Raw genomic sequence first — 13,463 nt, forward strand, 5'->3', positions numbered from 1 at the left:
GCTCCACGTGAGGACGAAGGAGAAGAAGGGAAAGGCTGGACAAAAGCAGGTGAGGCGGACCTAACTTAACCGAGCCTTACCTGACCGATACCCACCTGTGCAGTGATTCAGCTCTCACTGCACGGGTGCGGGAACGGAGTGATCACGACCGACCCATGAGCGAGCCAGGCAATGGCAAAGCAATGGTCAAGAGCTCCGGTCCGGTATGACGAGCGGCACTCCGGTCCGCGGATGCGGGAACACCTCGACCGGCTGCCGGTAGACCTCGCCGAGCAACGCACTCGTGAACACCTCGGCGGGCGGCCCCGCGACCGCGATCCGCCCGTCGTGCAGCACGGCGGCCCGGTCCGCGTACGCGGCGGCCAGCCCCAGATCGTGCAGTACCACGACGACCGCGTCACCGGCGGCGGCCCGCTCCCGGCAGATCCGCAGCACCAGTTCCTGATGGCGCAGGTCGAGCGCGGCGGTCGGCTCGTCGAGCAGCAGCAGCGGGGCGCGCTGCGCGAGCACCCGGGCCAGGGCGACCCGGGCCCGCTCGCCGCCGGAGAGTGCGGAGAACGGGCGCGCGGCGAATCCGGTCACCTCGGTGGCCGCCATCGCCGCGCGGACCGCCGGATCGTCCTCGTCCTCGCGTTCCGTACCGGCCCAGGGCGCACGCCCCATCCGTACGACGTCCTCCACCGGGAACGGGAAGGAGAGCGCCGCGGACTGCGGCAGCACGGCCCGGCGCAGGGCGAGTTCGGGCGCCGACCAGTCGGTGACGGGCCGCCCGTCGATCCGCACCGCACCGCTCCCGGCGGGCAGATCGGCGGCGAGCGCGGCCAGCAGCGTCGACTTCCCGGCCCCGTTCGGGCCGACGAGCGCCAGCACCTCGCCCGCGTGCACCGTCAGCTCGATGGAGTCGAGTACCTGGCGCCCGCCCAGCCGGACCCGCAGCCCGCGCACCTCGGCGATCGGGGCGCCGGGGGCGACCGGTGCCGGGAGCCGCCGGTCGCGTACCGCGAAGAGATTCCGCAGCGTCCTCATGCCCAACCACCTTGCTTGCGACGGGTCCTGCGCAGCAGCCAGAAGAAGAACGGGCTGCCGAAGAGTGCGGTCAGTACGCCGAGCGGCAGTTCGGCCGGATCGGCGACGGTACGGGCCGCGAGATCGCCCGCGACCAGCACCAGCGCACCGCCGAGCGCACTGCCGGGGACGAGGAAGCGGTGTCCGGGACCGTTCGCCATCCGCAGCAGGTGCGGCACCAGCAGCCCCACGAACGAGATGATCCCGGCGACCGCCACCGCGGCGGCGGTCAGCAGCGCCACGACGAGCACCAGCACGACGCGGAGCCGCTCCACATCGACGCCCAGGTGCCGGGCGGGCCGTTCGCCGAGCGCGAGCAGGTCCAGCTTCCGTGCGTAGAACGGCGCGAGGACGAGCCCGAGCACCGCGCACGGCAGCACGGCCAGCACCTTGGGCCAGGTGGCCTGGGCCAGCGAACCGAGTTGCCAGAAGGTGATCTGGGTGATCTGCGCGTTGTCGGCGAAGAAGATGAACAGCCCGATCAGCGCGCCCGCGAAGGCGTTGACGGCGATGCCGGTGAGGATCAGCGTCACCACCTCCGTCCGGCCGCCCGACCGCGACAACGCGTAGACGAGCAGCACGGTCAGCAGGCCTGCGGCGAACGCGCAGACGGTGATGGTCCAGTTGCCGAAGAAGCTCAGCCCGAGGGCGATCGAGGCGACCGCGCCGACCGCCGCGCCCGCCGAGATCCCGATGACGCCCGGCTCCGCGAGCGGATTGCCGAACACCCCCTGCATCAGGGCGCCCGCGCAGCCGAGGGACGCCCCGACCAGAACCGCCAGGACGACCCTCGGCAGCCGTACGTTCCACAGGACGCTCTCGCCGACCCGGTCCAGGGCGTGCCCGCCGAGTCCGATCCGGTGCTGCACGGAGGTCAGTACGTCGCCCAGCGGAATGCGGTAGGCGCCCAGTCCGGCGGAGAGCAGACAGCAGACGACCAGGGCCGCGACCAGCCCGACGGTCAGGGTGACGGCGGTGGAGCGCCGGGCGGGGGGCGCGCTCGCTTCCGGGGCCTCTGCCCCGGCCGGCCGGGTGCGTTCGTCGTACGGGGCGGTCACTTGGCCGCTCCGTCCTTCGGGTGGAGCTGGGCCACCAGATCGCTCAGCACCCGGTCGGTGCGCGGCCCGTAGTTCAGCAGCACCCCGTCGTCGATGGAGAGGATCCGGCGGTCCATGCCGGCCGGGGTCTCGGCGACGCCCGGGATCTTCACCAGGCCGTCGACACCGCCGACCGAGTCGAGCCCCTTGGACATCACCAGGATCGCGTCGGGGGCCGCCTTGGCCAGCGCCTCGCTGGTGATGGCGGTGAAGTCCCGCTTCAGCCCGGATGCCTTGCCGGCGTCGACGGCGCCCGCCGCTTCGAGCAGTGAACTCGCTCCCGACTCACGGCCGCCCAGCAGATAGACGGAGGCGGATCCGCGCAGATAGAGGAAGGCGACCCGCGGCTTCTTCGCCCCGTCGGCCGGTGCGGGCACGGACGTGCGGACGGCGTCGATGCGGTCCTGGGTGCGCTGTGCGAGCTCGCTGCCGGACTTCGGTACGCCCAGGGCGGCCGCCACCGTCTCGATCCGGCGGCCGACGTCGGCGAGTTCCGTGGCCGGTTCGACGACGACGAGCGGAATCCCGGCGTCACGGATCTGGCCGATGGCCTCGGCCGGGCCGGTCGTGGTGTCCGCGAGGACGACGGTGGGCCTCAGGGACAGGACGCTCTCGGCCGACACGTCGTGGGCGCGGGTCACCACGGGGAGCTTTTCGGCCTGCTCGAAGGTGGCGGTGATGTCGCGGGCCACCACCTGCTTGCCGAGGCCGAGGGTGAAGACGATCTCGCTCAGGCTGCCGGTCAGCGGCACGATCCGGTCGGCCGAGGTGATCGTGGTCCGCTCGCCGTCCGTCGACTTCACGGTGACGGGCAACTTCGTTACGGGCACGGTGGCCAGCGGTTCGATCCGGTCGGCGGCCGCGGCGGCGGTGGCCCCGGTGCCCGCCTCCTTCGCAGCGGGAGCCCCCGTACCTCCGCAGCCGGCCAGCAGCAGAGCCGTCGTCAGGGATATCGCGGCCGTCGCGACACCGGTGCGCCTGCGCCTCGGTTGCCCGGTGTCCCGGCCCGGCCGGGCGAAGTCCTGCGAGAAGCGCACTGGGGCACCGTCCTGTCGTTCTGCGGCGTGCAGTTGGGAGTGGATTGCGAGGAATGTGACGGAAGGGGGGTACCGACACAAGATGTGCATATCTTAGGTTAGCCTTACCTCATCTTCTAGGCCTCGGAGGGGTCCATGCCGCCGTTCAGACCTGCCCGCGCGCTCGCCGTCGCGCTTCTCGCGGTACTGCTGGGAGCCCTGCTCCCGGCCACCGCCGCGCAAGCGGCGGACCGAACGGTGCGGGGTGGCCGGCTGGACTGGGGCATCAAGTCCTCCTTCCAGAGCTATGTCACGGGCCCCATCGCCCAGGGCAGCTGGAGCCTGACCGGCGGCGCGGCCACGGTCGGCGGCAGCCAGTTCCGCTTCCACTCCGCCTCCGGTTCCTACGACCCGGCGAGCGGCGCGTTCAGCTCCGGCTTCTCGGGCGGTGTCCGCTTCACCGGTCACAAGAAGTCCGACGGCTCCAACGAGCTGGACCTCACGATCAGCCGCCCGGCCGTCCGCATCCAGGGCGGCAGCGGGACCTTGTACGCGGACATGGTCAGCAAGGACCGGGGGACCGGCCGGGTCACGTCCGCCTCCCGGGTGCCGCTGGCCACGCTCGGTCTGTCCGGGATCGACATGAGGGGCGGTTCCACCCCCATCGCCCTCAACAACGTCCCGGCGACGCTGACTTCACAGGGTGCGAAGTCCTTCGCCGGCTACTACACGGCCGGTACGCCACTGGACCCGGTCAGCCTCTCCGTGGACACCTCCGCCCCGGCGGGGAAGCCCGCCGCGTCCAAGTCCCCCGAGCGGCCCGGCAGCAGCGCGAAGCCGAAGGGGGCAGCGGGCCGCTTCGAGGACGCCGCCGTGGACTGGGGCGTGCGCCGCACCTTCCGGGAGTACGTCACCGGCTCGATCGGCCAGGGGAAGTGGACCCTGGCCGGCGGCGCCCAGGACGGCGGTGCGCTCTTCCGCTTCCCGAAGGGGCAGGGCACGTACGACGCGAAGAAGCAGGCCCTGGCCGCCTCCTTCGCGGGCAGCGTCCGATTCACCGGGGCCCATGACCTCGATCTGACGCTCTCCCGGTTCGCGGTGGGGCTGAAGTCGGGCAAGGGCACGCTCAGCGCCGACGTCCGGACCGGGGGCCACACCCGCGAGGCCGTGCCGCTCATCACCTTCACCGCGGAGGACTTCGTACCGAAGGACGGCCTCGCGGTCCTCACGGAGGCCCCCGCGAAGCTGACCGCCGGCGGCGCCAAGGCCTTCGGATCGCTCTACAAGGCGGGCACCGCGATGGACCCGGTCTCGCTCGCCGTGGCCGTCGACGCGAAGGCGAAGCTGCCCGCGCTCCCCGACCTGGGCAGCGAGCCCGCGCCCTCCGCGCAGCCGTCGGACACCCCTGGGCCGAAGGCCACCGAGGCCGCCACGCAGTCCGCTGCGTCCGTGGCGGACAAGGGCTCCTCGACCGGGCTCCACCTGGCCCTCGGCGGCGCCGGTGTGCTCGCCGCGGCCGCGGTCGGCGTGCTGTTCCTCGTACGCCGCAACCGCTCGACGCCGGGCACCCCTTCCTGACCCGGGCTGCTCCCTGCCCCCTGCATCCCCCCGCTTCACCCCCCCGCATCACCCCACCCCCGTTGATCCTGTTCATCCCTGAGGAGACCACCGACCATGGCAGCCACCCGCCGCCCCATAGCCCTCGCCGCAGCCGTCGCCACCGCAGCCGCCCTCGGGGCCGCCTTCGCCCTCCCGGCTTTCGCGGCCGGCCAGTCCACCCGGGACGGTGCCACCGCGGCCGCCCCGGCCATGGAGCTGAAGGACGGCACGCTGGACTGGGGCTTCAAGGAGTCCTTCCGCAAGTACATCGGCGCCGCGGGCAGGATCACGGTCAAGGACGGCGCCACCCAGGCCGCGGGCAACGGTGTGTTCACCTTTGTCAACGGCAAGGGCACGTACGACATGACCACCCACGGCACCGACACCGCCTTCGAGGGCGGCGTCAACTTCTCGGCCCACGGCGGCGTCCTCGACATCACACTCTCGGACGTCAAGCTGTCCACCGCCGGTACGGGCGGTGCGATCACCGCCGACGTGGCGACCCCGCAGGGCACGCAGAACGACGTGGCGGTCGCGGACCTCGACCTGTCGGCCGTGAAGCCCGGTCAGGGCGCGGGCGGGGCGATGGTCTTCAAGGACATCCCCGCGAAGCTGACGAAGGCGGGCTCCGACGCCTTCAACGGCCAGTACCAGGCGGGCGAGGTCCTCGACCCGGCCACGCTCACGGTGAAGGCGGCCGCGGCCCCGACGGAGAAGCCGACCGATCCGGGCGAACCGACCGAGAAGCCGACCGAGAAGCCGACCGATCCGGCCGAGCCGACGGAGAAGCCGACCGACAAGCCCACCACCCAGCCCACGCAGCCGACGCCGAAGCCCTCCCCGAGCGTCACGGCCACCGACAAGCCGGCCGCCGACCCGGGCGCCATCGTCGACGGCACCCTGAACTGGGGCGTCAAGGCCTCCTTCCGTGCGTACGTCACCGGCCCCATCGCCCACGGCAAGGTCGAGACGACGGGCGGCGCGACCGCGTCCGGCGACGGCTACCGCTTCCCCGACGCCACCGGCCACTTCGACGCCGGCAAGCAGACCCTGAACGCCGAGTTCGACGGCAGGGTCCGCTTCCTGGGTCACCGGGAGGACGGCGCGTACACGCTCGACCTCTCCCTGAGCAATCTGGAGATCCAGGCCGACGGGACCAAGGGCAAGCTCATCGCCGACGTGTCCACCAAGGACCGCGAGACGAAGAAGGTCACCGCCTACACCGGCCTCGCCGTCGCCGACCTCAAGCTGCCCGCCGGCGGACTCACCGCCAAGGACGGCGTGGTGACCCTCGCGGCCGTGCCGGCCACCCTCACCTCCGACGGCACCAAGGCCTTCGGCGGGCTGTACCGGGCGGGTGAGCAGCTCGACGCGCTGACCGTCTCGGTCGCCCTGGACAAGGACGCCGAACTCCCGTCCGGCGAGAGCTCGACCGGCGGCTCGTCCACCATGGGCGGCTCGTCCACCACGGGCGGTTCGTCCACCACGGGCGGTACGGGCGGTTCGACCACCGCCGGCACGGTGGGCGGCGGCGGTACGGTCGGCGGCTCGGGCGCCCTCGCCTCCACCGGCTCCGACATCCCGTCCGGCGCGCTGTTCGCCGCCTCGGGCCTCATCGTGGCGGCCGGCGCCGGAGCGGTCGTCGTGGCCCGTCGTCGCCGCACCGTCTGATCCCGCCGCACCGCGCGACACCACCGCCCGGGTACCGGCCCTCTTGGGGGCAGGCACCCGGGCGGTGCTTGAATGCGCGGGTGAGCGACTACGACGTACCCGCCGGCATCGACGTACTGCGCGTGTTCTGCGGCCCCGACGGCCGGCACGGCAACGCGCTCGGCGTCGTACGCGACGGGCGCGACCACCCCGACGTGGCCTCCCGGCAGGAACTCGCCCGGCGGCTCGGATTCAGCGAGACCGTGTTCGTGGACGATCCGGAACGCGGACACCTGGACATCTACACGCCCGGAGTCCGGCTGCCGTTCGCCGGGCACCCGCTGGTCGGCGCCGCGTGGCTGCTCGACCTGGAGGTCCTGGAGCTGGGGGTGGGGGAGGTCTTCGCCCGTCAGGACGGCGAGTTCAGCTGGATCACCGCCCGCCCCGAGTGGGCCCCGCCGCGCACGCTGGAGCGGTACGGCTCGGCAGCCGAGGTCGAGGCGCTGACCGGCCCGCCGCCCGGTGAGGGCCGGCTCTACGTATGGGCCTGGGAGGACGAGGCGGCCGGCCGGGTCAGGGCGCGGGCGTTTCCCCGGCGGGGCGACAGCATCGATGAGGACGAGGCGACGGGGGCGGCCGCGCTGCTGCTCAGCGCCCAGCTGAACCGCGCCCTGAACATCAGGCAGGGCCGCGGCTCCCAGATCCTCACGGCCCCCGCACCGGACGGCACGGTGGAGATCGGCGGCCGAGTCCTGCTCGCGGTCCAGGGGTAGCGCGTCGGCACATCGAGCCCGTCCGGCGGTTGCGGACAGAACGAAGCGGCGGAGCGGCCCCGGCCGACAACTCCGGTCACCGCCCCGCCGCCGAGCGCCAAGCGCTACGCGCTGAGCGGGAAGGCCTCCCCCAGCTCCCGGAACACCGCGGTGTTCAGCGCGAACGCCCGCTTGCACTCGTCCACGATCCGCTGCTTCTCCAGATCGTCCGCGTTCACCGCGTCCAGCAGCTCGCGGTATCCCCGCTTGAACGAGGCGAGGTTGGAGATCCCCTCGAAGACGTAGAACCGCACCCCGTCGCCCTTGCGCTCGAAGCCCCAGGTCCGCTCCGCCTTGTCGCGGATGATCTGGCCGCCCGAGAGGTCACCCAGGTAACGGGTGTAGTGGTGCGCTATGTATCCCGCGGGCCAGGTGCGGGCGCACTCGGCGACCCGGTCGGCGTACGCGGCCGTGGCCGGCAGCGGCTCCAGGCCCTCGCGCCAGTCCGCACCCCGCAGATGGGCCAGATCGCGCTCCAGCTCGGCGGTGCGCATCAGCTCGGGCTGGATGAACGGACCGGCGACCGGGTCGTTGCGCAGCGCCTCGGCGCCGTCCTCCAGGGCCTTGTACACGAACCACAGCTGCTCGGTGTAGCGCGTGTACGCGTCCACGCCGAGGCGTCCGCCGAGCAGGTCGCTCATGAAGGTCGAGGTCTCCGCCTCGGTGTGCTGCTCGTGCGACGCGGTGCGGATCAGCGTGGAGAAGGGCGTGGCGGTGACGGTTGCGTCCAAGGCGGGCCTCCGGGGACCAAAGGGGACGGGAAGTCCAGAAAGAGACGGAGATATCGGCCTGCCGCGGCTGTGTACCGCAGCGCCGGACGATGTGCCGATCTTCCTACTTAGGTTTACCTAAGTCAACTGCTTCCCGACGCTCTGTCGGTAAAAATGTACCCCGGTCCGGCCCGGACGCACGGATAACCGGAGGAGCGGACGCACGAAAAACGGCCGCCCGAGGGGGCGGCCGTTCCGGGCGGGGGACGATCCGGCTACGGGAGCGTGAGGATCTCGGCCCCCGTCTCCGTCACCACCAGGGTGTGCTCGAACTGCGCGGTGCGCTTGCGGTCCTTCGTGACCACGGTCCAGCCGTCGTCCCACATGTCGTAGTCATGGGTCCCGAGCGTCAGCATCGGCTCGATGGTGAACGTCATACCGGGCTTCATCACGGTGGTGGCGTGCTCACTGTCGTAGTGCGGAATGATCAGGCCGGAATGGAACGAGGAATTGATCCCGTGCCCGGTGAAGTCCCGCACCACCCCGTACCCGAAGCGCTTGGCGTACGACTCGATGACCCGCCCGATCACATTCACCTGGCGGCCCGGCCGGACCGCCTTGATCGCCCGCTTCAGTGACTCCTCGGTGCGCTCCACGAGGAGCCGCGACTCCTCGTCCACGTCGCCGCAGAGGTAGGTGGCGTTGTTGTCGCCGTGCACCCCGTTGATGTACGCCGTCACATCGAGGTTCACGATGTCGCCGTCGCGCAGCACCGTCGAGTCCGGGATGCCGTGGCAGATCACCTCGTTGAGCGAGGCGCAGAGCGACTTGGGGAAGCCCCGGTAGCCCAGCGTCGACGGATAGGCGCCGTGGTCGCACATGAACTCATGGGCGACCCGGTCGAGTTCGTCCGTCGTGACGCCCGGGGCGATGAGCTTCGCGGCCTCACCCATCGCCTGCGCGGCGATCCGCCCCGCGACGCGCATGCGCTCCACGGTATCGGCGTCCTGGATCTCCGGGCCGGTGTACGGCGTCGGAGCGGGCTTGCCCACATACTCGGGGCGCCGGATTTTTCCGGGCACGGAACGGACGGGAGTGAGCTCCCCTGGTACAAGCAGTGACTGGCCAGACATGCCAGCGAGTTTAGGGCCTGTCGTTTGGATCATGCGGGGCTCACGGGGTCCGGCACGCACCAGGCCCCGCTCCGTGGTCCGGCCTGGTCCGAACGACAGCCCCTAACCAGCGTGTCTGGGGCACCATGGCAGCGAGGAAAGGAGCCGACGATGGCCCTGTTCAAGAAGCGCACGGTCGGCAAGCCCGGCGAGTGGTACTACTGCCTGGAGCACAAAAAGGTCGAGGAGGGCCCCGAGTGCCCCGCCAAGGACCGCTTCGGCCCGTACACCTCCCGTGAGGAGGCCCAGCACGCCATGGAGACCGCGCAGGAGCGGAACCTGGAGTGGGAGACCGATCCCAAATGGCACGACCGCCAGGGGCCGGACGAGAACACGAGCGGCTGAGAGGCTGTCGGGCGAGGGGCCTGGGCCCGCGCCCCGGGCTCAGCCCGCGGGCGCCGCCTCCAGGCCCTCCTCGCGCTGTGCGCGCCTGCGCAGCGCGTCCGCGTCCGTCTCGGAGTCGTAGGTGAGGAGCTTCGGCAGGGCCGCCGCCAGCAGCGCCACCGAGGCGATGCAGGCCACGCCCCCGCTCCAGACCGCTGTGCGGGTCCCCGTCCACCCCGCCATACCGCCGGCCCGCACCTGGCCCAGCTGCGGGCCCACGCTGTACGAGAGCACCTCGATGCCCGCCAGCCGGCCCCGCAGCTCCTCCGGGATCGTCTGGTTCCAGATGGTCGAACGGCCGAGCCCGCTGAGCATGTCGCCCGCACCGGCCACCGCCAGGCAGACCAGCACCAGCCACACGTTGCCGAACCAGCCGGCCGCCGCGATGGCCAGCCCCCAGACGGCCGCGCCGAACACCACGAACAGCCCGTGCCTGCGCACCCGTGAGGTCCAGCCGCTGGTCAGGCCCAGCAGGAGGGAGCCGACCGAGCCCGCCGCATACATCAGCCCCAGCGACCACTCGGCATCCAGCTCGTCGCTGAGGAACGGGAAGATCGTGTTCGGGAAGGCGAAGAACATCGCCGCCATGTCGATCGCGTACGTCCCCAGCAGCACCGGCCGGCTCCAGGCGTAGCGCGCGCCCTCCGCGATACCGCGCAGCGACGGCTTCTGCCCCTTCTCGGCGGGCGGCGCGGGCGCGAGCCGGCGGCACAGGAGCACGGACACGGCGAACGTGACCACGGTGACCGCGTACGCCGTGGCGTGCCCGGCATAGGCCACCACCAGGCCCGCCAGCGCCGGGCCCATGATCGCGCCGGCCTGCCAGCGCAGCGAGTTCAGCGCGGCCGCCGCGGTGAGCTGGTCGTGCGGCACGATCCGGGCCATCAGCGAGTCCAGTGCGGGCCGCTGGAGCCCCGCGAGCGCGGAGACGCCCCCGGCCACCACATAGAGCGGCCACAGCATCGGGCCGGGCAGGGCCGCGTTCACCAGGAGGACGAGGGCGAGCAGCCCGAGCCCCGCCTCGGTGGTCAGGATGACCTTGCGGCGGTCGGCGGAGTCGGCGAGCGCACCGCCGTAGAGGCCGAACACGACCAGCGGCACGAGCTCGACCGCGCCCATGGCGCCGACGGCGAGCGGGGAGCCGGTGAGGTGCTTGATCTGGAGGGGCAGCGCGATCAGCGCCATGGAACTGCCGAAGAAGGTGACGAGCCCCTGCACCCACAGCAGCCGGAAGTCCGCCGAGGACCGCCAGGGCGAGAGGTCGGGAAGAAGCGCGGCAAGCCTGGCGGCGAGCTGGGGACGAGAGGTCACGAGGGGTCATGGTCCGCCCGGACGCGCGCCCGGTGCAAGTGCATTTGTGGGCCGCACGAGGTCCTGGGCACCGCCCGCGCCAGGGCGCCGCCCGCCCCCCTCACCAGCGCGGTGGCGGGGGCGCCGTCAGCTGGTCGGCGAGCCGGGACAGCCGGTCGCGCAAGCGCCGCCGGCCACGCAGCACGGGTGCGCTGTTCTCCCCGGCCGCCGCGCTGACCAGGTGCTGGACGGTGTCCAGGTCCACATCGTCGCCGCCCGCCACGGACAGCGCCTCGTGGGCCAGGCCCCGGACCTCCGGATCGCCGTTGTCCAGCGAGAGCACCGTCGCGCCCGCCCGGCGCGCGTCGTGCACCCGCTCCAGCAGGCCCTCGCCCGGCGACTCCGGCACCACCACGAGCAGGGTCTCGCCCCGCCCGGCCGCCTCGATCCGGCCCAGGCCGACGGCCAGGTGGGCCGGATCCCCGGGCTCCACCCGGTGGCGGACCAGCGTGGGCGTCAGCTCGGGCAGCCCCGACCAGGTGGACTCGTCGACCAGATGCGCGGCCAGGTGCCACGGCTCGTACACCTCGGTCCCCACCAGCAGCAGCCCGCCGCCGTGCGGGACGACGGACGAGCGCAGCGTCCCGGCGAACCGCCGGGCGGCGGCCGGCCACTCGGTCCCGGCGAGCACCTCACGCAGCAGCGCCACACGTACGGCATCCATGGCCCGGCATCCTGCACCACACGCCGGGTCCCCCGCGGGGGAACGGCCGCGGAACCATCCGAACGGGGCCGGGAACGTGATCCGGATCGCGGTCCGGCCGCGGGGCGTCCCTTCCCCGCCTGGAAGTACTGTCGGGGCCATGACTACGAATGACAGCGGCAGCGCGCCCAAGCCCCCTGCCAAGGACCCCTGGGACCTCCCCGACGTGTCCGGCCTGACCATCGGCGTACTCGGCGGCACCGGCCCGCAGGGCCGCGGACTCGCCTACCGGTTCGCCCGCGCCGGACAGCAGGTCGTCATCGGCTCCCGCGCGGCCGATCGCGCGCAGGCCGCCGCCGAGGAGATCGGCCACGGTGTCCGGGGCGCGGACAACGCCGCGTGCGCCCGCGACAGCGACGTCGTGATCGTCGCCGTGCCGTGGGACGGGCACGCCAAGACCCTGGAGTCGCTGCGCGAGGAGCTCGCCGGGAAGCTCGTCATCGACTGCGTCAACCCGCTCGGCTTCGACAAGAAGGGCGCCTACGCCCTGAAGCCCGAGGAGGGCAGCGCCGCCGAGCAGGCCGCCGCCCTGCTGCCGGAGTCCCGGGTCACCGCCGCCTTCCACCATCTCTCGGCCGTGCTGCTCCAGGACGAGGCGATCGAGGAGATCGACACCGATGTGCTGGTGCTGGGCGAGGCCCGCGCCGACACCGACGTCGTCCAGGCGCTGGCCGGCCGCATCCCCGGAATGCGCGGCGTCTTCGCGGGACGGCTGCGGGGCGCCCACCAGGTCGAGTCGCTGGTCGCCAACCTGATCTCGGTCAACCGCCGCTACAAGGCACACGCGGGGCTGCGCGTCACCGACGTGTGAGCCGCACCCCGCTCGGAGCGGCCGGGGGCATGGGGGACACTGGACGGGACCGCGCACCATCCCCCGACAGGAGCCGTCCCCATGCCCCGCCTCGCTCTCTACGCCGTCGTCGTCTGCGTCCTCGCCGTCGCCGCGGCTGTGCTCTCCTTCGTGCAGGGCAGCTGGCTCCTCGGGATCATCTGGGTGCTTCTGGTCGGGCTCTCGTCCAACATGGCCTGGTACTACCTGCGCCGCCGGCGCGCCACTGCCCAGGCCGCGCAGAGCGCCTCCTAGCCGCGTAAAGGGGCTTCCTAGCCGTTCAGCGAGCAGACCGCGTTCGGCGTCTGCCAGAACCGGTAGGCGTCGAGACCGCAGTACGTGTCGAAGTCGCTGACGCCGAGCGACCGCAGCAGCGCGTCGACCGCGCCGAAGAACGCCGCGTTCACCCCGGGAACCCACAGCAGGGCGAAGACCGCGATCAGCCCGAACGGGGCGAACGGCTCCACCTGGCGGCGCACCGAGTGCGAGAGCCAGGGCTCGATCACCCCGTAGCCGTCCAGACCCGGCACCGGTACGGAGTTCAGGATCGCCGCCGTCACCTGGAGCAGCGCCAGGAAGCCCAGCGCGTACCGGAAGGCGGCCGGGACCCCGTCCAGCGCGTGCAGCCAGAACGGCGCCGTGCACACGATCGCGAACAGCACATTGGTCAGCGGCCCCGCCGCCGAGATCAGGCTGTGCCGCCAGCGGCCGCGGATCCGGCCGCGCTCGATGAAGACGGCGCCACCCGGCAGCCCGATCCCGCCCATGATCACGAACAGCACCGGCAGCACGATGCTGAGCAGGGCGTGGGTGTAGCGAAGGGGATTGAGCGTGAGGTATCCCTTGGCGCCGATGGTGATGTCGCCGCTGTGCAGCGCGGTCCTGGCGTGGGCGTACTCGTGGAGGCAGAGCGACACGACCCAAGCAGCCGTGACGAAGAGGAACGTGGCGAACCCCGGCTGATCGGCGAAGTCCGTCCACACCGCCCAGCCGGACACCGCCGCGACGGCGGCGATCCCGAGGAAGACCGGGCTGATCCGCCGGTCGCTGCGCGCTGTTGCGGTGGTCATCGGCGG

The 13,463-nt window shown here is 72.2% G+C and carries 14 protein-coding genes; 6 read left to right on the forward strand and 8 right to left on the reverse strand.

What is annotated here, in order from left to right; translation table 11 throughout:
- Positions 1-186: 186 nt before the first annotated feature.
- Genes OG322_RS27750 through OG322_RS27760 form a run of 3 tightly spaced genes read right to left on the reverse strand, consistent with a single transcriptional unit; the run spans position 187 to position 3,199 of the window.
- Entirely contained in the window at positions 187-1,026 is an 840-nt protein-coding gene (locus tag OG322_RS27750; protein WP_329307160.1) for a heme ABC transporter ATP-binding protein, read from the reverse strand.
- Positions 1,023-2,123, reverse strand: coding sequence for a FecCD family ABC transporter permease (locus tag OG322_RS27755; protein WP_123470356.1), 1,101 nt, complete (start codon positions 2,121-2,123; stop codon positions 1,023-1,025). Before OG322_RS27755 ends, OG322_RS27750 begins: the two co-directional genes overlap by 4 nt.
- A complete protein-coding gene (locus OG322_RS27760; protein WP_329307161.1) occupies positions 2,120-3,199 on the reverse strand; it encodes a heme/hemin ABC transporter substrate-binding protein in 1,080 nt (359 codons plus the stop codon). The genes OG322_RS27755 and OG322_RS27760 overlap by 4 nt, the downstream gene beginning before the upstream one ends.
- Positions 3,200-3,334: 135 nt before the next feature.
- On the opposite strand from OG322_RS27760, the gene OG322_RS27765 reads away from it, so the two are divergent.
- From OG322_RS27765 to OG322_RS27775, 3 genes are all read left to right on the forward strand, one after another.
- A complete protein-coding gene (locus OG322_RS27765) occupies positions 3,335-4,756 on the forward strand; it encodes an HtaA domain-containing protein (RefSeq protein ID WP_329307162.1) in 1,422 nt (473 codons plus the stop codon).
- Between the two features lie 96 nt (positions 4,757-4,852).
- Positions 4,853-6,448 (forward strand): HtaA domain-containing protein, encoded by a 1,596-nt coding sequence (locus OG322_RS27770; protein ID WP_329307163.1) that lies wholly within the window; start codon positions 4,853-4,855, stop codon positions 6,446-6,448.
- Positions 6,449-6,528: 80 nt separating this feature from the next.
- A complete protein-coding gene (locus tag OG322_RS27775; RefSeq protein WP_123470348.1) occupies positions 6,529-7,200 on the forward strand; it encodes a PhzF family phenazine biosynthesis protein in 672 nt (223 codons plus the stop codon).
- A gap of 104 nt (positions 7,201-7,304) precedes the next feature.
- Here OG322_RS27775 and OG322_RS27780 read toward each other — a convergent pair whose 3' ends face one another.
- Together OG322_RS27780 and map are read right to left on the reverse strand one after the other, a co-directional pair.
- On the reverse strand, positions 7,305-7,970 hold the full coding sequence (locus OG322_RS27780) for a biliverdin-producing heme oxygenase (protein ID WP_329307164.1): 666 nt from the start codon (positions 7,968-7,970) through the stop codon (positions 7,305-7,307).
- A 254-nt stretch (positions 7,971-8,224) separates the two neighbouring features.
- Positions 8,225-9,082, reverse strand: coding sequence for a type I methionyl aminopeptidase (gene map, locus OG322_RS27785; RefSeq protein ID WP_124283892.1), 858 nt, complete (start codon positions 9,080-9,082; stop codon positions 8,225-8,227).
- 150 nt (positions 9,083-9,232) lie between these two features.
- On the opposite strand from map, the gene OG322_RS27790 reads away from it, so the two are divergent.
- Positions 9,233-9,466, forward strand: coding sequence for a hypothetical protein (locus OG322_RS27790; protein WP_123470342.1), 234 nt, complete (start codon positions 9,233-9,235; stop codon positions 9,464-9,466).
- A 39-nt stretch (positions 9,467-9,505) separates the two neighbouring features.
- On the opposite strand, the gene OG322_RS27795 is transcribed toward OG322_RS27790, so the two are convergent.
- Both OG322_RS27795 and OG322_RS27800 read right to left on the reverse strand, forming a co-directional pair.
- Complete coding sequence (locus tag OG322_RS27795; protein WP_329307165.1) at positions 9,506-10,816, reverse strand: MFS transporter; 1,311 nt, start codon at positions 10,814-10,816, stop codon at positions 9,506-9,508.
- 100 nt (positions 10,817-10,916) lie between these two features.
- Positions 10,917-11,519, reverse strand: a complete 603-nt coding sequence (locus OG322_RS27800) for a hypothetical protein (RefSeq protein WP_123470338.1) — start codon at positions 11,517-11,519, stop codon at positions 10,917-10,919.
- A gap of 139 nt (positions 11,520-11,658) precedes the next feature.
- Between OG322_RS27800 and npdG the strand changes: the two genes are divergently transcribed.
- Positions 11,659-12,369 carry an NADPH-dependent F420 reductase gene (npdG, locus tag OG322_RS27805; RefSeq protein ID WP_123470336.1) on the forward strand — a complete coding sequence of 237 codons (711 nt, stop codon included), beginning with the start codon at positions 11,659-11,661 and terminating at the stop codon, positions 12,367-12,369.
- A gap of 81 nt (positions 12,370-12,450) precedes the next feature.
- A complete protein-coding gene (locus tag OG322_RS27810; RefSeq protein ID WP_123470335.1) occupies positions 12,451-12,642 on the forward strand; it encodes a hypothetical protein in 192 nt (63 codons plus the stop codon).
- 17 nt (positions 12,643-12,659) lie between these two features.
- On the opposite strand, the gene OG322_RS27815 is transcribed toward OG322_RS27810, so the two are convergent.
- Positions 12,660-13,457 (reverse strand): site-2 protease family protein, encoded by a 798-nt coding sequence (locus OG322_RS27815; protein ID WP_329307166.1) that lies wholly within the window; start codon positions 13,455-13,457, stop codon positions 12,660-12,662.
- Positions 13,458-13,463: the final 6 nt, after the last annotated feature.

Source organism: Streptomyces sp. NBC_01260, assembly GCF_036226405.1.
In the GTDB taxonomy this organism is placed as follows: Bacteria; Actinomycetota; Actinomycetes; order Streptomycetales; family Streptomycetaceae; genus Streptomyces; species Streptomyces laculatispora.

Coding starts and splice junctions, on each gene's coding strand:
- OG322_RS27750 (WP_329307160.1), bottom strand. CDS start 1,026: ATGAGGACGCTGCGGAATCTCTTCGCGGTACGCGACCGGCGGCTCCCG.
- OG322_RS27765 (WP_329307162.1), top strand. CDS start 3,335: ATGCCGCCGTTCAGACCTGCCCGCGCGCTCGCCGTCGCGCTTCTCGCG.
- OG322_RS27770 (WP_329307163.1), top strand. CDS start 4,853: ATGGCAGCCACCCGCCGCCCCATAGCCCTCGCCGCAGCCGTCGCCACC.
- map (WP_124283892.1), bottom strand. CDS start 9,082: ATGTCTGGCCAGTCACTGCTTGTACCAGGGGAGCTCACTCCCGTCCGT.
- OG322_RS27790 (WP_123470342.1), top strand. CDS start 9,233: ATGGCCCTGTTCAAGAAGCGCACGGTCGGCAAGCCCGGCGAGTGGTAC.
- OG322_RS27800 (WP_123470338.1), bottom strand. CDS start 11,519: ATGGATGCCGTACGTGTGGCGCTGCTGCGTGAGGTGCTCGCCGGGACC.
- npdG (WP_123470336.1), top strand. CDS start 11,659: ATGACTACGAATGACAGCGGCAGCGCGCCCAAGCCCCCTGCCAAGGAC.
- OG322_RS27810 (WP_123470335.1), top strand. CDS start 12,451: ATGCCCCGCCTCGCTCTCTACGCCGTCGTCGTCTGCGTCCTCGCCGTC.
- OG322_RS27815 (WP_329307166.1), bottom strand. CDS start 13,457: ATGACCACCGCAACAGCGCGCAGCGACCGGCGGATCAGCCCGGTCTTC.